Origin of the sequence: Anaerococcus lactolyticus ATCC 51172, assembly GCF_000156575.1 — a bacterium.
Classification (GTDB): Bacteria; Bacillota; Clostridia; order Tissierellales; family Peptoniphilaceae; genus Anaerococcus; species Anaerococcus lactolyticus.
Genome location: NZ_GG666044.1, coordinates 445578 through 464505, shown reverse-complemented (window position 1 = coordinate 464505; position 18928 = coordinate 445578). Strand labels below are relative to the sequence as shown.

Annotated in this window: 18 protein-coding genes; 14 read left to right on the top strand and 4 right to left on the bottom strand. The window is 33.5% G+C overall.

Going from position 1 to position 18928, the window contains the following annotated elements; genetic code table 11:
* Window positions 1-104 precede the first annotated feature (104 nt).
* The gene (locus HMPREF0072_RS02135) at window positions 105-284 is read right to left on the bottom strand and encodes a hypothetical protein (protein ID WP_004827160.1); all 180 of its coding nucleotides are present in this window, start codon (window positions 282-284) and stop codon (window positions 105-107) included.
* Between the two features lie 204 nt (window positions 285-488).
* Window positions 489-1100, bottom strand: a complete 612-nt coding sequence (locus HMPREF0072_RS02130) for a hypothetical protein (RefSeq protein WP_004827159.1) — start codon at window positions 1098-1100, stop codon at window positions 489-491.
* Window positions 1101-1508: 408 nt separating this feature from the next.
* Here HMPREF0072_RS02130 and HMPREF0072_RS11230 point away from each other — a divergent pair, with 408 nt between their 5' ends.
* The 9 genes from HMPREF0072_RS11230 to HMPREF0072_RS02085 all read left to right on the top strand — a co-directional run bounded on the left by HMPREF0072_RS11230 (window position 1509) and on the right by HMPREF0072_RS02085 (window position 13621).
* Window positions 1509-3434 carry an acyl-CoA dehydrogenase family protein gene (locus HMPREF0072_RS11230; RefSeq protein WP_004827158.1) on the top strand — a complete coding sequence of 642 codons (1926 nt, stop codon included), beginning with the start codon at window positions 1509-1511 and terminating at the stop codon, window positions 3432-3434.
* A 13-nt stretch (window positions 3435-3447) separates the two neighbouring features.
* Window positions 3448-4701 carry an FprA family A-type flavoprotein gene (locus tag HMPREF0072_RS02120; protein WP_004827157.1) on the top strand — a complete coding sequence of 418 codons (1254 nt, stop codon included), beginning with the start codon at window positions 3448-3450 and terminating at the stop codon, window positions 4699-4701.
* A 189-nt stretch (window positions 4702-4890) separates the two neighbouring features.
* Window positions 4891-5304: a hypothetical protein gene (locus HMPREF0072_RS02115; protein ID WP_004827156.1), complete on the top strand. Its 414-nt coding sequence runs from the start codon at window positions 4891-4893 to the stop codon at window positions 5302-5304.
* Between the two features lie 337 nt (window positions 5305-5641).
* Window positions 5642-7432 (top strand): BglG family transcription antiterminator, encoded by a 1791-nt coding sequence (locus tag HMPREF0072_RS02110; protein WP_004827155.1) that lies wholly within the window; start codon window positions 5642-5644, stop codon window positions 7430-7432.
* Entirely contained in the window at window positions 7433-7870 is a 438-nt protein-coding gene (locus tag HMPREF0072_RS02105; protein WP_004827154.1) for a PTS sugar transporter subunit IIA, read from the top strand.
* A gap of 1 nt (window position 7871) precedes the next feature.
* Window positions 7872-8147 (top strand): PTS sugar transporter subunit IIB, encoded by a 276-nt coding sequence (locus HMPREF0072_RS02100; RefSeq protein ID WP_039930963.1) that lies wholly within the window; start codon window positions 7872-7874, stop codon window positions 8145-8147.
* Between the two features lie 9 nt (window positions 8148-8156).
* Window positions 8157-9413: a PTS ascorbate transporter subunit IIC gene (gene ulaA / locus HMPREF0072_RS02095; protein WP_004827152.1), complete on the top strand. Its 1257-nt coding sequence runs from the start codon at window positions 8157-8159 to the stop codon at window positions 9411-9413.
* A 16-nt stretch (window positions 9414-9429) separates the two neighbouring features.
* Window positions 9430-10164 carry an SIS domain-containing protein gene (locus HMPREF0072_RS02090; RefSeq protein ID WP_004827151.1) on the top strand — a complete coding sequence of 245 codons (735 nt, stop codon included), beginning with the start codon at window positions 9430-9432 and terminating at the stop codon, window positions 10162-10164.
* A gap of 490 nt (window positions 10165-10654) precedes the next feature.
* Window positions 10655-13621, top strand: coding sequence for a hypothetical protein (locus tag HMPREF0072_RS02085; protein ID WP_004827150.1), 2967 nt, complete (start codon window positions 10655-10657; stop codon window positions 13619-13621).
* 202 nt (window positions 13622-13823) lie between these two features.
* Here HMPREF0072_RS02085 and HMPREF0072_RS02080 read toward each other — a convergent pair whose 3' ends face one another.
* Window positions 13824-14411: a PepSY domain-containing protein gene (locus HMPREF0072_RS02080; protein ID WP_004827149.1), complete on the bottom strand. Its 588-nt coding sequence runs from the start codon at window positions 14409-14411 to the stop codon at window positions 13824-13826.
* Window positions 14412-14562: 151 nt separating this feature from the next.
* Entirely contained in the window at window positions 14563-15183 is a 621-nt protein-coding gene (locus HMPREF0072_RS11045) for a PepSY domain-containing protein (RefSeq protein WP_050755255.1), read from the bottom strand.
* Window positions 15184-15414: 231 nt separating this feature from the next.
* Here HMPREF0072_RS11045 and HMPREF0072_RS02070 point away from each other — a divergent pair, with 231 nt between their 5' ends.
* From HMPREF0072_RS02070 to HMPREF0072_RS02055, 5 genes are all read left to right on the top strand, one after another.
* Window positions 15415-16095 (top strand): response regulator transcription factor, encoded by a 681-nt coding sequence (locus tag HMPREF0072_RS02070; protein ID WP_004827147.1) that lies wholly within the window; start codon window positions 15415-15417, stop codon window positions 16093-16095.
* Window positions 16076-17185: a sensor histidine kinase gene (locus tag HMPREF0072_RS02065; protein WP_004827146.1), complete on the top strand. Its 1110-nt coding sequence runs from the start codon at window positions 16076-16078 to the stop codon at window positions 17183-17185. The genes HMPREF0072_RS02070 and HMPREF0072_RS02065 overlap by 20 nt, the downstream gene beginning before the upstream one ends.
* Window positions 17186-17261: 76 nt before the next feature.
* Complete coding sequence (locus HMPREF0072_RS12570) at window positions 17262-17396, top strand: CD1871A family CXXC motif-containing protein (protein ID WP_269319687.1); 135 nt, start codon at window positions 17262-17264, stop codon at window positions 17394-17396.
* Window positions 17389-18252 carry a 4Fe-4S binding protein gene (locus tag HMPREF0072_RS02060; RefSeq protein ID WP_004827144.1) on the top strand — a complete coding sequence of 288 codons (864 nt, stop codon included), beginning with the start codon at window positions 17389-17391 and terminating at the stop codon, window positions 18250-18252. The genes HMPREF0072_RS12570 and HMPREF0072_RS02060 overlap by 8 nt, the downstream gene beginning before the upstream one ends.
* Window positions 18242-18895, top strand: coding sequence for a TlpA disulfide reductase family protein (locus HMPREF0072_RS02055; protein WP_004827143.1), 654 nt, complete (start codon window positions 18242-18244; stop codon window positions 18893-18895). Before HMPREF0072_RS02060 ends, HMPREF0072_RS02055 begins: the two co-directional genes overlap by 11 nt.
* Window positions 18896-18928 lie beyond the last annotated feature (33 nt).

Here is an 18928-nt window from a genome sequence, read left to right as displayed (position 1 = left end):
GGGCCCCTAATAAGGGCCTTTTATAATGGGCAAGATAAGTTAAAAGAATTTTATAAGCATCATCTGCTTGAAAGGGAGGAAGGTCTTGCTCATTATCCTTAATTTTAGCAAACTTTTTTCTTATCCAAGTAGGTGCCAAGTAGAAAACCAGCACCGAGACAAGCAAGGAATACTAAAATTATTTTATCTTTTAAAACTAGACTAGAATAAGCTCCAACGGCACAGCCTAGCTGGGTGAAAAGCATCTTGAACGAACTAAAATCGTTTTCTTTATAGTCAAACATAGGGATTCCTTTCTATGAAAAATCACACTCACGTCTTCTAATTATCTATTTACTTAGATAACTTATTGATACTTATATTCTACCATACTTTTATTACTTTATCAAGATAATATGGTGAGAATATTTAAAAATTACAAAAAAAATCCCAAAAGCAAATTAATGCTTCTGGGATAAGAGTTTTAGATTTTAAGATTTTTCTTAGTTCTATGATGAGATTTCTACAGTTTTTGCGATCCCATCTTCTACATAGATTATCAAAGCAAGGCCAGTATCCTTGCATTCCTCCAAGTATTTGAGGAAGTCTTCTTTGGTGAATTTTTGGGCAGGGGCCATGCCTCCTACAGCCTGAAATTCAGTTTTGTCATTAATCACAAACTTATGGTCTTCTTCGTTTTTAATTTCTTCGACCTTTTCGTAGTTGTCAGGATCTTCGTGGTAGTCAAAGGAGCCTGAAATTACTAGCTTATCATCTTCGATTTTGTAGGCATAGGCTGTAGATGTGATATAGTCATCTGCCTCGCCTTTTAGCTTGGCTATGAGGGTTGTGACATATTTTCCGTCTTTTGTGTGAAGGTTTTTATCTTCGCTTTCCTTTTTATCCTTATCGCTATTTTCTTTTTTATCTTCGGTATTTTCTAATTTAGATTTGTCTATATTATCTTCTGCTGGTTTGTTTTCTTTATTCATATCTTCATCAGCTTCTACTATTTGATTTTCTGCATTTTTGTCTGTTAAGCCCATTTGTTTTCCATCACAGCCTACAAGGCTTAGGGCCAAGAGTGATAAAATAACTGGTTTTAATAATTTATTTTTCATATTACACCTCTAGTGATATTATACCCCAAAGCTGAGAGATAAAACTTAAAAAAATTTTAAGCCTTCATTTGTAGAAAGATTTTTATTTTGTTCCAAGTTTTCTTATTTTACCAGAAATTTTCAAAAAGTTATAATCAATTATAGGTTTACAAGTTTTAAAAATTCAAAAATGGATATAAATAATAGTGAGAAAAGTGTTTTAAAAGCTAGGTTTTAAATGTGTTTGGTTAAGCTTTTTAACCTTGCTAGACGATTGTTAATTAGGACAATTAACTTTTAGCTATTTTTGAAGAAAGGAGAGTTTTGGCAAACAAATTTATAAGATATTTGTCATAAAAAATATATTTGACAAAACGTTTTCTTAAGGCTACAATAGTAGTATAAGGATAATAATGTAAGGAGGATTATATGCTTTTTAAGACAACAGAACAACACGAAGAGCTCAGAAAAAAAGTCAGAGCTTTCGCAGAAGAGAAGGTAAAACCAATAGCCTTTGAACTTGACCAAAAAAACGAATTTCCTGATGATATAGTTAAGGAAATGGGTGAACTTGGACTTATGGGTATTCCATATCCAAAGGAATATGGTGGAGCTGGTCTTGATGTAATTTCTTACGCAATTACAGTAGAGGAATTATCTAGAGTAGATGGTGGTGTTGGTGTTATTTGCTCAGCTCATACATCTTTAGGTTCTTGGCCAATCTTTGCCTTCGGTACTGAAGAACAAAAACAAAAATATCTTGTTCCACTCGCTAAGGGTGAAAAAATAGGTGCTTTTGGTCTAACAGAAGAAAACGCTGGTTCAGATGCTGGTGGTACAGAAACAACAGCAGTTCTTAATGGCGATCACTATATATTAAATGGTAAAAAAATCTTTATCACAAATGCTCCAAAGGCTGATACTTATGTAGTATTTGCAGTTACAACACCTGGTATAGGTACTCATGGTATTTCAGCTTTCATCGTAGAAAAAGAATTTGAAGGCTTCACATTCTCTGACCACTATGACAAACTAGGTATCAGATCATCTTCTACAGCTGAATTGCATTTTGATAATGTAAAAGTTCCAAAAGAAAACCTACTTGGTAAAGAAGGCCAAGGTTTTGCTATAGCTATGGCTACCCTTGATGGTGGTAGAATCGGTATAGCTTCCCAAGCCCTAGGTATTGGACAAGGTGCATATGAATCCGCCCTTGCTTATGCAAAAGAACGTGAACAATTTGGTATGCCAATAGCTCACTTACAAAGAAATACATTTAAACTTGCTGATATGGCAACATACTTACGTGGTGCAAGACTTATGATTTATTCTGCTGCAGAGCTTAAAGAAAATCATGAAAGATATTCTGCAGAAGCCGCTATGGCTAAACAAGTTGCATCAGATTTAGCAATGAAGATTACAACTGAAGCAGTTCAACTTTACGGTGGTTCAGGCTTCATTAAGGGTGTTGATGTAGAAAGATTCTTCAGAGACGCTAAGATTACACAAATCTATGAAGGTACTAACGAAATCATGAGAGTAGTAGTTGGTGCTCACACTGTAGGACGTGCTCCTAAGATGCAAAGAGCTGGTTCAAAAGGTAGCGCTGCTCCAATAGCAGGCGTTCGTAAGGGTGAAATCTTCGAAGGAGACCCAAAAGAAGCAGTTAAAAACCTAGTAGCAGCTCTAAAGAAAGATGGTTATGACTTTACTGTTGGTATAGACCCAATGACACCAATTGCTGAAGCATCAAGAGTTGTCGTAGCAGGTCGTGGTATAGGTGAAAAGAAAAACATGAAACTAATAGAAGAACTTGCTCACCAAGCAGGTGCAGCTATTTCATCATCTAGACCAGTAGCAGAAACATTAAAATACGTTCCACTAGACAGGTATATCGGTATGTCTGGTCAAAGCTTTAAGGGCAACCTTTACATCGGCGTAGGTGTATCAGGAGCTGGCCAACACTTAAAAGGAATGAAAGACGCATCAACAATCGTTGCAATCAACAACAGCAAAAACGCACACATCTTTAACAACTGTGACTATGGTATAGTAGGCGATGCTATGGAAATTCTTCCACTATTAATCAAAGAACTTGATAATGGACAAGAAAAGAAACCAGCACCAGCCCAACCAAAAATTAAGAGAAGCAAACCAAGAAAGATGGCTCCAAAAGAAGACATTTATGTAGACTTAGGTTCAGGCTATGAATATGACCCTAAAGTAGGAGATCCAACTCAAGGAATCGAGCCAGGTACTCCATTTGACAAACTTCCTGACAGCTGGGTATCACCTGTTTCTGGCGAAGCCAAAGAAGAATTCATTAAAATGGAATTCCCAGCAGATAGAAAGTAAGTAGGAGGAAATAATGTATACAGTTAGAAAAGTAACAGATGATTTATATTATGTAGGTGGAGACGACAGAAGATTAGCCTTATTTGAAAATATATTTCCAATACCTGAAGGTGTATCATACAACTCCTACCTATTAATGGACGAAAAAACAGTTTTAGTCGATGCGGTAGACTGGGCAATCACAAGAGAATACATGGTAAATGTAGCAAGAGTCCTAAACGGAAGAGACCTAGACTACTTAATCGTTCACCACATGGAACCAGACCACTGTTCATCAATAGAATTGATGCTACAAAGATATCCAAACCTAAAAATAATTTCTTCTGAAAAAGGAATTATGTTCATGAGACAATTCGGCTATCACGTAGACGACAGATACATCGAAGTAAAAGAAGGCGACACAGTAAGCTTTGGTAAACACGAATTCACCTTCGTAGAAGCACCAATGGTACACTGGCCAGAAGTATTAATGAGCTATGACTCATACGACAAAGTCCTATTCTCAGCAGACGCCTTCGGATCATTTATCGCAAACAACGGTAGACTATTCGCAGACGAAGTAAACTGGGACAGAGACTACCTAGACGAAGGACGTAGATACTACACAAACATCGTAGGAAAATACGGTACATTCGTACAAAAAGCTCTAGAAAAAGCAGGTGGCCTAGACCTTAAATACATCTGCCCGCTACACGGCCTTGTATGGAGAGACAACTTCGGCTACATCATCGACAAATACGTACACTGGGCAACCTATGAACCAGAAGAAGAAGGTGTTCTAATCGTATATGCATCAATGTACGGCAACACAGAATTTGCAGCCCAAGCCTTAGCAAGCAAGCTATGTGAAAGAGGCATGACCAACATCTCATTAAGAGACGTATCAAGCACACATGTATCAACTCTAATTGCAGAAAGCTTCAAATACTCAAACATCGTCCTAGCATCAGTAACCTACAACCTAGGCATCTATCCAGTAATGCTCAACTACCTAGAAGATATGAAAGCTCTAAACCTACAAAACAGAGCAGTATCAATCATCGGTAACGGAACATGGGCTCCACAAGCAGCAGAAAAAATGGAAAAATTCTTAGACGAAGAAATGAGACTAATGGACGTCCTACCAGAAGGTCTAGATATGGTATCTTCACTAAAGAAAGCAAAAGAACCAGACATGGATGCAATGGTAGACGGAATCTTCGACTCAATGAAGAAGAGAAGAGAAGAAAAAGAAAAAACAGCTTCTCAAAACAAAGGCAAAAAATAAATAAAAAACTAAAGGCGAGGAAATCCTCGCCTTTTTGCATATTGTCTAAAAATTTTTGTCGCCGACTGCTATATTAACACTTAAAGTAGTAATAATGAAAATTTTCTTATTTCAAATACTTACAAAATTTGTAATTGTATTTTTTTTAAGTCATGTTATTATTTAATTAACAAAAATGAGGAGGATATTATGAAAAAAATAATTAAAATCATAGCCCTAATATTGATACTAACAGCCTGCTCATCTCAAGGCAAAGTCAAAAATCCTGCCACCCAGGAATACAAGGCAGGAACAGGCAATATTCAGGGGAATGTAGATGTAGAAAAATATTTGGAAATAGATCAGAGATTTGACATAGGGGCAGATAAGAATGGTATGGCAGTATTCAAAGACCCTCACAAAGCTTACCAAGCCCTAACAGAAAAATACTCCGACGGCATAAAACTTATCCAAAAAGAATTTGACCTAGAAGATTTAAGCGAAACATCCTATGAAGACTACAAAACCTATGGTTGGCAGGTAGAAACTGGCACTCCAGAAGAAAAGAATCAAGCAAAGTTTGTAACAGGATTTTTTGATATTTATGAAAATAGTTTTGAGTAGAAGCTAAGGCATCTACCATAGAAAAGGTAAGGTTCTAAAGGTTTATAAAAGCAAATAAAACTGGTCTCCGACTCATATCGGAGGCCAGTTTTTTAATAATAAAATTAAAATATTTTTACTTATATACATTTATAGTTACAAAAAATCAAATGAATTCGAAATTTACATTTTGAAATTTATTATAAATTATATTCAATATAGAGATTGCTATAAGATATTGAGGAGTGAGTATAACTGATTAATAAATTAACACATATAGTCACCTGTCGTAATTATATGACAAAGTATAATTGAAAGATTTAAAATTATATTATATACTTTAGTTAGGAGATGGGAAATGCTAGGTGATAGGGAAATAGAAATTTTAGATGTTTTGATTAATGCGGAAGACGTCAAATCAAATGACTTGTCTACAAAATTTAATGTTTCTAATAGAACGATTTTGAGGGATTTGCGTAAAATATCTAATTTTCTTGAGAAATATGGGGACAAAATAAACTCGTCTAAAGATGGGTATAAACTTATATCTACCGATAAAAATAAATTAAAATCTATAATAAGAATTATAAAATTAAAACAATACAATGATATTTACAAACAATTATTTTTATTTATTGTAGAACACGATAATATTAAAGTTTCTGACCTCGCACTAAAATTTTATTTAAGTGAATCTAGTATAAAGCAAAAATTGAATATGTTAAAAAAGAAAATAGATAAGTATAATATTAAGCTGCTAATGGTATCTGGTAAAATTTATATTGATGGTTTGGAAAAAGATATTAGAAATTATCTGGTAGATAATTATATGGTAGTAAAAAATAATATTTTATATCATACGTTACTTGAATTATCGGGCATTCCATCTATAGATATCATAAAGAAGCTAATAAGTAAAGAACTGATAGACAGAAGTATAACGATATCTGATTACGATTATTCAAAATTAATATCTTTGATTTTAGTTAGTTATTATAGAGCTGAATATTCTATTTATCTATCTCAAAGTTATATAAATCCAATAATTTTAGATATAAATAAAAAACTAGCCATTGAACATAAAATCCAACTCTCTAAAAAAGATTGTGCATACATCACAGAAAATTCTATTTTTAATAAATATATGTATGATGATTTAGACTATAAAATAAATAAAATTGTTGATGAGGCATTATCAAAGATATGTAAAACATCTTCTAATATTTATTCTTTTGATGATGAGTTTATTAAAGCTATTAATTTTCATTTAAAAATATTAATACATCGCATGGAATTAAATGATAAAATTAAAAATCCATTAGTTAATGAAATAAAAAGAAAATTCATCCTAGAAATGAATGATGCAATGATAATAAAGGATATGATATATGAGCATTTCAATATACAAATAGATGAGGATGAAGTATCCTATCTAGCCATATATCTTATGTCGTCAAAGATTAGCTCAAAAGATAAAAAAAACGTTATCATAATATGTAATTTCGGTATAGGTGTATCGCAAATTGTTAAAATGAAGATAGAACAGCAATACAAGAATTTAAATATAATAGGGGTTTATCCGTTGTCCAATTTAGACTTAGCTATATCAAAGAACCCTGATTATATAATATCTACTGTTAACATTGATGTTGATACAAAAGGAATTCCAGTTGTTGATGGAACTAAAGTTATATACAGTAACGAGCCATTAGTTTTCGCAGAAAGAAGTATAAAAGATATTCTGAATAAAAATTTATTTTTTGATATTGATGTTGCAAGCAAGGAAGAGTTTTTTAATGTTAGCCAAAAATTAATCTTAAAAAATAATTCGGAAATGACTGATAAAAAATTAGATGTGGTAGAGAACTATGATTATTCAGTATCAACAGATATCGGAAATCTAGTAGCTATACCTCACGCAGTATTAGAGGGGGATTTTAAATCTTTTGTTGCTATTTTCAGACTTAAGAATCAAATAATTTGGAACAAAGAAAATGTAAAATTTGTTTTTTTAATAGTAATAAATAAAAAAGAAAAGTTTTATATTGATGAATTAAAGTACTTATATAATTATATTTTAGATCCTAGTAATTTGTCTTTTATGATAAACGCTAGTAATTATGATGAGTTTGTGGAAAGGATTTTATAGATGAAATTAGTCGATTTATTAAATGAAAATACAATACAAATTAAAGACAATGCAGATGATTGGATTGATGCTATAAATATTGGGGTTGGACCACTATTAAAAGGAGGCTACATTACTGAAGAATACGTCCAGTCAATGATTAGCGCGGTGAATGAGTATGGACCGTATATGGTTTTAGCGGATGATTTTGCTTTAATGCATGCTAGACCAGGTATTAGCGTAAATAAAATAGGACTATCTATGTTAATATTAAAAAAACCTGTAAATTTAAAAGGTAAAAGTGTAAGGGTGTTTTTGTTTCTAGCTGCTTTAGATAATAAATCTCATATAGAATACTTAATGAAAATAACCAAAATATTATCTGATAATCAAAAATTTAATATTATAAAAAAAGGAAATAAGAATGAAATAATAAATGTCATAAAAGGAGGTGATTAAGATGAAAATATTAGCAGTATGTGGATTTGGTGTTGGATCCTCTATGGTTCTTAAAATGACAATAGAAAAAGTTTGTAAGGAGTTGAATCTAGAAGCAAATGTAGACAATTTAGATTTGAGTTCTGCAAAAGCTGAATCGGCTGATTTTATTTTGACTAGTAATGAGTTGGCAGATGAACTTAGAAAATCCAAAAATATTCCTATATATCCAATAAAAAAATATATGGACAAGGAAGAAGTTAAAAATGCTATTGAAGATTATTTATCAACATTATAGGAGAGTATTATGAATTTTATAACAGACTATATTTTAAAAAACCCACCTGTACTTTTAGGTTTAATATCAATATTGGGACTTATCGTCCAAGGTAAAAAAATTGATGAAGTTATTAAAGGAGGACTTACAGCTGCATTCGGCATGGTTATACTAAGTAAAGGGGTTGACATGCTTGTAGGTTCTATAGTTCCGATTAACAGTGCATTTCAGGAGACTTTATCATCTGGTGCTATAAATGAAGGTCTAAACGATGTTAGTTTTACTGACACTTATGGTGGTAGTGTAGGTTTATCAATGTTTTTAGGTCTTGCACTACATTTATTAATCGCAAGATTTACTAGGGTAAAGACAATATTTTTAACTGGTCACATGATTTGGTGGTTTCCTTTTATATTTGTAGCTGCTGGAGTTGAAGGAGGTTTGTCAGGGATTTCTTTAATAATATTTGGAGCAATATCATCTGCGCTTTATTGGTCTTATATGCCATGGATAATGAGAAAATATGTGTGGGCAGCAACAGAAGATGAATCTTTCTTGATAGGACATCCTACAGGGATATTAAGCTTGATTTCTGGATTTGTAGCCAGTAAAGTAGGTGATAAATCTAAATCTACAGAAGATATAAACGTTCCAAAAAGTTTATCATTTTTTAGGGAAATTTCAATTACAGGCGGAATTATGATGGTTATCATGTACTTAGTTACAGGAATAATAACTCCTAACTTGGTTTCAGAAGGTGAAAACTTGGTAATGGTTGCGATAGGCAATGGTTTAAGCTTTGGAGCTGGACTATTGATTATGTTATATGGCGTAAGAATGTTAATAAATCAAATTATACCAGCATTCCAAGGTATATCAGAAAAAATTATACCTAATGCAATTCCTGCTTTTGATTGTCCGATTTTATTTAATTATAGACCAAATGCTGTAATAATTGGTTTCATAATTGCAATGATTGTATCAACTGTTCTAATAGTTATATCAAATATTTACAGTATATTTGGTGTCATTCTAGTACCTTTAGTTATAACTAGCTTTTTTGAGTGTGGTGCAGCAGCTGTTATTGGAGAAGGACAAGGAGGGTTACGAGGATCAATTATTGGTACTGCAGTTGCAGCAGTTGTAATGGTATTCATAATGGGGATATCAGTAAAATTCTTCTCAAACACTATACAAAATTGGTTGTTGATTTTTGGAGGAAATGATTTCTCTTTCTTTGGACCTATTGCTAGATTCTTATCAACACTATTAAGCAATGTATTTTAAGAGATGGGGGTAATTAGTGTTTGAGTACATTGATAGAATAAAAGAGATATTAAACGAAGTTGAATCTAAAGAAAAAGAAAATATTGTAAAAGCTTCTAATATGATGGTTGATGCAATATTGAATAAACAGAATATATATATTTTTGGTGCAAGTCATGCGGGAATTTTAACTCAAGAGATGTTCTATAGAGCGGGTGGACTTATAACTATAAATCCAATATTTGGTAAAGAATTAAGTTTAAGCAATGAGCCAATTACTATAACTAGTAATATGGAAAGACTGCAAGGATATGGTAAAATATTGGCAAATACTAGAAAAATAAGTAAAGATGATATTTTAATTTTGCATTCTGTATCTGGTAGGAATCCAGTAACGGTGGAGTTGGGCCTAACTGCTAAAGAAAAAGGAGCTAAAATTATAAGTATTACTAATTTAGCGTATTCAAAGAGTACTAAATCAAGAGACAAATCGGGTAAATTGCTTTATGAAATTTCAGATCTTGTTATTGATAATCATGGAAGTATTGGGGATGCAGAAATTGAAATTAAAGATGGATTGAAAGTTTCACCTACTTCTACAGTGATAGGCGCTTCGATTTTAAATACGGTCATAAGCTTAATAGCAATGTCATTAGAAGATAAGTCAGTTGATGTATTACCGTTTTTCTATAGTGCTAATTTGGATGGCGGAGATGAGCTAAATCTTCAAATACTATCAAAATATGAAGAACAAATCGATTATAAATATTAAAGTGAAAAGATAGTTTGATTATTGAAAATAGGGCATGAAATTATAATTAATAAAAAAGTTATTGATTTTAATTATGCAGTATAAAACACAATATATATTGCTTACATATAAGTATAAATAAAAGTGACAATATTTGAAATGAGAAAATAAGAAACTCAGGATTTTAAATGTAAAATCCTGAGTTTTTTATTGCAATATCTATTAATATATTTATAATAATTTACATTTTAGTATTGTTTCATGAGCTTTGGACATTGAGATTTTAATAAGAATTGATATGATACTTCTCTTTATAAGTTAATAATATTTTTAATTCTTAACACAAAATTTACTGATTCAAATTAATTTTGATAAAGATAGTTGAATTTATTAATATAAATCAAAATACGAAGGAAAGTGTAAAATATTTGCAATTAAGTTAAAAATGGTTTATAATTTCTTTGATAGTGATAATAGTTATCACGATTAATGTATTATTTTAAGGAGTATTATGAAAAACAAATATAGATTAGCCCTTTGCCTTGCTTTGTCAGGTGCAGTTTTGGCAGGAACAACCAAGGGAGGAGTAATAAGTTATGACTCTTCTTCAATTATTAGTTATGCAAGTCAAAATAGGATAAAAAGGTCTACTGGTGGAACTTTTCAAAGAGTTTACATGGATAAGGACTTTTTGGAGAGCATAAAAAGTGTTAAGGTAAATGATGAAACCTACATAAAAACCGAGAAAAGTAATTCTTTTCAAACAAAACTTTACTATCTCAGGATATACGAAGATGGTAATGAATATAGTATCCAGTTTTATGGTTTGCAAGCTGGGGATAAGGTTACCTTAGAGACAGATACAGTATCTCTTAAGTTTAAGATAAAGGATCCCCAAGGCTTTTCAGGAATTATAGATCCTAATACTATTAGCGAAGAGCCTATAAATAAGGGTGGGGCAAAGCCAGACCCAGGTCAAAAACAACCTGATGGCCAAGCTGGTACAGAAGATGCTAGTAAGTATATAAAAAAGATTGAGACTAGTCTGAGGACTACCACTATAAGGATGGATGATGATTTTGTAAAAAGTATTGAAAGTATCGAAGTTAATGGAAAAAAATGGAAAGAAAAATCTGGTAGCGGTATCTCTGATAAGGGTCTTTATTACCTAAACAAGGGTGATGACGCTGATGGATGTGGTGTTAAGTTCGCTAAATTTGCTGAGGGCGATAGGGTTGTGATAAAGACAAAGGATAAAGAACTATCTTTCACCGTTGCTAATCCTAGTGACTCTGCCAGCTTTATAGAAAAGGGTTCATTAAAGGTTAAAAATATTTCGGCTAAGACTCAGCCAGACCCAGCAGGAAAAGAGGATGAGCCAGGCAAAAGTCAGGGAGAGAGTCCAGAAGAAAAAGATATAAGCTTTGTTTATGCTTCAAGCCCTTTCAAAAACACAATAAAATTATCTAAGGGCAAGTTTGAAAAGTCTAAATTAGAAAAGCTTATTATTAATGGAGTAGTCCAAACAGAAATATCCTCACCTTCAGGTACTTTTGGAAGGGATAAATATGCTTTTTCAGAAGATGGCGAGCTTTGCATCCGAGCTTTGGGTAAAAATCATACACTTTCCATAACCTATGCTGGCAAAGAATATAATTATATTTATGATGGAAACAAACTTGTTGAGAATAAGGATAAGAAAGAGATAAATTATAAAATTAAGCTTCATGGTGAGTTTGATTCGCTCTTAGTTGGTCAGAAAAAAATTGATGGTTATACTGGTGGAAGCGTGTCAATTTCAAATAATCCTAACTCAGTTTCAGTTAAATACACTGACAAAGATGAACCTAAGAAAGAAGACTGGAAAAAACTAGATGGCAAGGGCTCTGAATTTACAAATATAAAGGCTGTTATTAGCGACCCAGAATCCGGCATTGTGCCTACATTCAACTATGGCTCTATAAGCCTTAACGGAGATGTAAACAAAGAAGGAACTTTCCAAATTTGGCTAGAAGCAACTGATGTCTTCGGCAAGAAAATCATTTCCAACAAGGTGGATTGCCATGTCTACAAAGAAGGAAAAGATAAGCTAGAAGACCTTTTAATTACTGATAATTTTAGGCAGACCAAAGACGGAAAATATATGTGGGATATGAGACCTTGGAGAGTCACAAAATTTAATGACTCTGGCAAGGAAGTAAATGTTCCAAAGGGCCTAAAGGCTTGGTTTGGTTCTCATAAAAAGGACGTTTATGGTGAGCTAGGTTTTGAAACTCTAGAAGAACCAAGTCAAACCCTAGTTGTGGGCGAGGGAGCAAACCTAACCTTCAAGAATATGAAAATCTTTGGATCTGTAAAAATAATTGTCAAAGACGGAGGAGTTCTAAACTTAGATAACTCAGTAGTCTTTGGCAAGATTGAAGTATCTAATGGTGGAAAAATAAATGTAAACTATAACCCATACAATAATAAAATCACAGATGGAGCATCAATTTCAGGCCAAATCGTCCTTAAGGATGGAGCTATACTTGGCAAATCTTCTATTTATTCAAACACTAACTGGCTTGGTCAAGGCAAACTTGTAAATACAAATGACAAGCCAGTAATAAAAGTTGAAGGCAAGGCGAAAATAGAAGGTGAAGTTTATGTAAGGGGAGACCATGCTGCTACTCATTCAAAACACGGACAACCAGCCCTAGAAGTTGGTCCAAATGGAGAAGTAGAAATAGGTGAAAAATCATCCTTATATTTATATGGTGGAGGTATAAACCACCTAACAGAAGTAGGTGGAGACGCTCTTATATTAAAAGGTGGAAAGATAACTGGCAAGGGCAAACTTGTTGCTGTAGCAGGTGAAGGCATAGAAAGACAGGGCGGAAATGGTGTGTCTGGAACTGGTACTATTTCAGTAGCCAAAGCCTATATCAGAGGTGGTAATGGTAAAAAACCTGGAAAGGCTCTTGGGTCTGATAAAATAAAATTTGATGAAACCAAGGGACTAACTATTGACGGAAAGGTACCTACAACTTACGATCAACCTGTTCCAGAAGATTACTGGCACAACACCTTCAGGCCATTAGAAAAGGTAATTAATAAAATCAACTCTGCCCTAGAGGAAAACAAGGATAAGCCTATAAAGTCTAGTCCAGCTGATAAGAAGGAAACCAATCCAGTAGCACCTTCAGGCAATAAAAAACCTGCTGGTAAACAAAGAACTCACAGCACATATGGAACATCACAAGGTGGAAGCACAAAGGATTCTAGCCAAAAGAGAGATTTGAAAAAATATATAGATCAGCTCAAAGAGGCTATGATGGAGAATAAGATAGCAATTAAATCTGCTAAGTTTTTATTAGAAAATGCCCCAAAACAAGTGGCTCCAGTAAGAGATAAACTAATAAAACTTGTGGAAAATGCTAATAATATCATAGAAAAATCTCAAAACATCCTAAAGAAGTTGGGAGAAATTGAAGATTAAAAATAGAAAAAAGCTAGGAAATGAAATTTGGTAAATGCAAGCTAAGATTCGTATTAATTTGAAAAATCAGGCTTTAAATCCTAGGACCTTAAGGATGAATTGAGTAAAAATCCTTAGGATAAGTTCAAATTTGCCATATCTCAAAATGAAAACAAAAAACCAGGACCTGGATTAAAAATTAATCCAAGCTCCTGGTTTTTACTTATAGTATTTTTTTGTTTATGGCGTTGATTTTAATTTCCTTGCCGTCTTCTAGTTCGATTTCGTATTTCTCGCCGTCTCCGTCGTTGATTAGTTTCCACTCCTTGATTTTGCCACCACCGTTTGATTTTAGAGCTATATTCATAGCTTCTTCTGGTGGGATTGACTTTCCAAGATCAACAGGATTTTCTTTGTCATCCTTCTTTTCCTTTTCGGCATCGCTTGTTTCTGCTGTGTTGGCGTTTACCTTTAGCTTATATTCATCGCCATTTTTCTCACCTTCAAAAGTGTAGAAAGCTTCGCCGTTTTCTTCTTCGTAGGTGACTTCTGTGAGCTTGTAAGGTGCGCCACCAACATGACTTTCAAACTTATAGCTTGCTGCCTTAAGTGTTACCTTGTTGTTTGGAAGAACAATTTCAGCTTCGCTTTCTTTATTATTTTCGTTCTTAGCCTCTTCTTTTCCTTCTTCAGTAGGGGTGTCAGCCTTTTCTTCTTGTTTTGTCTCTTCTTTGTTTTCTGTTTTATTTTGATTGCATCCAGCGAAAACAAAAGTGCTTGCTAGAAGTAGTGCTAATAATTTTTTATTCATATGTACTTCCTCTTTTTAATTTATTTACATGTATGACTATACCAAAGAGGGAAAATTTTACAAATTTTAAAGTTTAATGCAAAAACCTATCAATAAAAGTAAAAATTTGGAAAATAAAGATAAAAAATAGACCCGAGGGCCTATTTTAAAATTATTTGATTATTTCGCCTGTTGCTGCATCTATTTTGACATCATCGCCATTTTCTATATCTATGTCATAAACAGCCCTGCCATCATCTATTTCTAGCTCGTATTCTACAACCCAGGCATTTTCTGCTTGACCTTTTAGGGCTTTTTCCATGGCCTCTGTTGCTGGGATAATTTTATTGAAATCTAGGGCTAATTTGTTTGTATCATCATCTTCATCGATTTCTTCTTCTACGATTTTTCCATTATCTGCAATTTTTAGTTTATATTCTTTGCCATCTTTGAATCCTTCTATTTCGTAATCTAAGGCTTCGTTAAAGAATGTTAATTTTAGTTTTGATATATTTATAGATCCTACGGTTCCATCACCGAATTTGTGTTCGTGGAAGATTTTTACTGCTTCTTCTGGATTTGTAGGTACTTGTGGTATTGGATCTCTGTCTGGATCTATTAGTGAATTTTCGTCAGCATCTTTTTTGGTGTTTTTCACTTCCTTGACACCCTTGTTTTCAGTTGTTTGACTTTCTTCTTGTTTAGTTTCTTCTTTTGGTTTTACCGCTTGGTTGCCGCATGCACCTAAAACTAAGGTTGTTGCTAATATCAAGATTAATTTTTTACTTTTCACAAATTTACCTCCATGCAAAATTCTTCTTATTTTAAAGTGAATCTTAGGCTCTATCTTACAATACTTATACCCATCACAATCAAAATTACACTTAAGACCTATGATTTTACATTATTAGAAAAAAATTTGAGAATAACAAATTTAACACCAAGCAAGAAATCTTAACCATAATTTAATAGTATTGTGATATAATCAAGATGAAACAAACTACTTTCAAGGAAGGGTAAGGATATGAAGGTATTAATAGTTGAAGATGAATTAGACTTATTAGATTCCATAGCTGAGGGGCTCACCCTTATGGGTTATGTGACAGATAAGGCGAGCAATGGTGATGATGCAATTGATATGGCTTTTGTAGAAAGCTACGACCTAATAATTTTGGATGTGAATTTACCAGGTAAGGATGGGTTTGAAGTTTTAAGGTCTATTAGACAATTTAACAAGGAAATTGCTATAATCATGCTAACTGCAAGGTCTGATATAGAAGACAGGGTTAAAGGCCTAGACCTCGGTGCGAGTGATTATATGGTTAAGCCTTTTGCTTTAAAAGAGCTTGATGCTAGGATGCGTTCACACTTGAGGGGCAAGAAAATCCACCAGTCGACAGTAATAAATATGTCGGGTTTAAGTTTTGATACTATAAAAAGAGAGGCGTCTTATGGTGGCAAAATTATTCCACTTACAGTCAAGGAAACGGGGATATTAGAATACTTGTTCCTAAATTCAGAGCGTTTTATATCTGCAGAAGAACTTATCGAACACGTTTGGGATTCAAATGCAGATGGATTTTCAAATACAGTTAGGGTCCACATGTCATCGCTTAGGAAAAAATTAAGGTCAGCCTGTGGTAAGAATTTAATTGAAAATGTAATTGGTAAGGGTTATAGGATTCATGAAACAGAAAATTTATGATTCGGTAGTCTTCAAGTTGATTCTGGCTGTTGTGGTGATTTTTATAATCATGCTCCTTGCTAGTATGTATCTAATTAACCGCAAACAGGCTATGGTAATTGATGCAGTAATTGAAGATATAAATGAAAATATGAGTTCGATGGATAGGTCCATGGTCCTATTTGTTGACTCATCCAAGCTCCAATCATTAAGTGATTTTACAGTTTATTTGATTCTTGTTATGTCTACTGTAATAATCCTAGGCTCCCTTTCCTTTGCCTTTATCATAAAAAAAATCCTCGCTCCCCTAAAAAAATTTCAAAAAAAATTAGGGGAAGTTGATATAGATAGGCCGGAAAGTTTTGAAAATCTGGTAATTCTCGATAACACCTCTAGTGAAATTGTTGAACTTTCACAGACCTTTGACAAGATGCTTAAAAAAATTTATGCCGACTACAAGAGACAGAAGGATTTTTCGTCAAATGTTGCCCATGAGTTAAGGACGCCAATCGCTGTTATGAAAAGTCAGCTTGATGTTTTTAGGCAAAAGACCGATGACGAGGATGCAAGAAAAATGCTAAGGGTGCTTGATAGCAATGTTAGTAAGCTAAATGGGCTTGTTGATGCCATCTTATCCTTGCGAAAAAAATCTAAGCTTAAATTTGTTGATGTAAACTTGGATATACTGGTCGATGAAATCATCCTTGACCTTGAGGATAAGGCCGAGGAGAATGGAATTGATCTTATAGTAAAAGATACTAATATTAGCCTTGTAACTGATGATGGTCTTCTTCAAAGGTTGGTTTTTAATATAGTTGAAAATGCTATTAAGTATAATAATCCGGGTGGAAAGGTAGAAATTTCTGCCAAGCAAGTTAAGGATATGGTGCAAATAATAGTTGCCGATACAGGTGTGGGAATTTCTCAGGCTGATAAGGAAAGAATTTTTGAACTTTTCTATCAAATTGATTCATCAAGAGGCCAGGAAGGTTTTGGCATAGGCTTGTCTTTATCAAAAACTATAGCAAATATGTTGGGAGCGACTATTGAAATTACAGATAATGAGCCTAAGGGTTCAATCTTTACTGTAAAAATCCCAAAGTCTTTATAAAAATTTAACAAAGTCTTTATTGGAATTTAACAAAGACTTTGATAGAATGTAGCTAATGAAAGAAAAGGTGGAAAAGATGAGAAAAAGAAAAACATACCTCCTCCTAGCTCTGAGCCTTGCCTTCATTGGCTTGGGGATCTATAGGAAAGAGGTTGATACAGTATTTATGAAGGCGATTAATTTGTGTTTGGAGTGTATAGGAATTGGATAAGTTAAAAAATTACAAAAAAATAATCATCCAAGCTCTATCCACCATCGCTCACAATTTTCATTTGGATAATTTCTTGAAGGGAAAAATCTACCAGGGAGCCGGCAAAAGGGCCTGCCTACCAGGGCTAAATTGTTATTCTTGCCCAGGTGCTGCAGGGTCTTGCCCAATAGGAAGTCTTCAGGCAGTAATAGGATCAAAAAAATATAAATTTTCTTTTTATGTTGTGGGTCTTATTATGTTTTTTGGAGTGGTTTTCGGTAGACTTATATGCGGATTTTTGTGTCCGTTTGGATTTTTCCAAGACCTACTTCATAAGATTCCAAGCAAGAAATTTTCAACAAAAAAATTAAAGGTACTCAGGTATATTAAATATATAATCCTCACTGGAATCCTAGTTGGGATTGGCTTTGCCCTAAAAGGGAAATTTGAAGTTGTACCTCCGTATTTTTGTAAGTACCTTTGCCCTCAAGGTATTATGGAAGCGGCTATTCCCCTTGCGGCAAGAAACATATCCTTAAGAGCAGCCCTTGGACCTTTATTTAGGTTCAAGTTTGTAATCTTGGTACTTACAATCATCCTATCTATCGGATTTTTCAGACCATTTTGCAAGTGGATTTGCCCGTTGGGAGCTTTCTATTCGCTCTTTAATAAGTATTCAATTTATCAATTGAAGTTAAACGAGGATAAGTGTATATCTTGTGGCAAGTGTGCGAGAGTTTGTAAGATGGATGTAGATATAAGACAGTCAACTACACATTTAGAATGTATCAGGTGTGGAGATTGTGTTAAGGCCTGTCCAACTAAGGCCATCATTAGTGAATTTATAAGAAAAAAAGGAGAAGAAAATGAAAAATAAAATAATTTTTGCATTAATGTTAGCAGGAGTGTTAGCAGGATGTGGAAAAAAAGAAGAAGCAAAAACAAAAGAAGATGTTGCACAAGAAGCTATAAGCCAAGCTGAACTTCCAGAAGGAGCTAAAATTACAAAGGATACAACAACTCCAATCGAAGAACCAAAGGTAGAAGGCGAAAAACCAAATACACTAGGAAAATTTGAAGCAAAAGACCAAGATGGCAAAAAATTTACCAACGAAGACTTCAAAAATTATGACGCTACAGTAATTAACCTATGGTTTACAGGTTGCTCTGCTTGCATAGATGAAATGCCAGAATTAAACAAAATTGCTGACGATTTCAAAAAGGATAAAAAGGTAAACTTCCTAACACTTTGTACAGATGCTCAGTATGACCAATCAACTATGGACGCCTTCAAGAGAATAGTTGGCGAAAACAAACCAACCTACCAAGCTCTTGGTGTTAAAAATGATGGCGAAATCAAAAAATACCTAGACCATGTATTTGCTTACCCAACTACAATCGTAGTTGACAAAAATGGAAATATTGTCGGCGAAGATGTGGTAGGAGCAATTACCGGAGAAGACCAATTAGCAAAATTAAAGGCAAATATAGACTTAGCTAAGAAGGCTTCAAACAAATAAAAATACTTTCCCCTATAAAAATTCTGTTTGCCC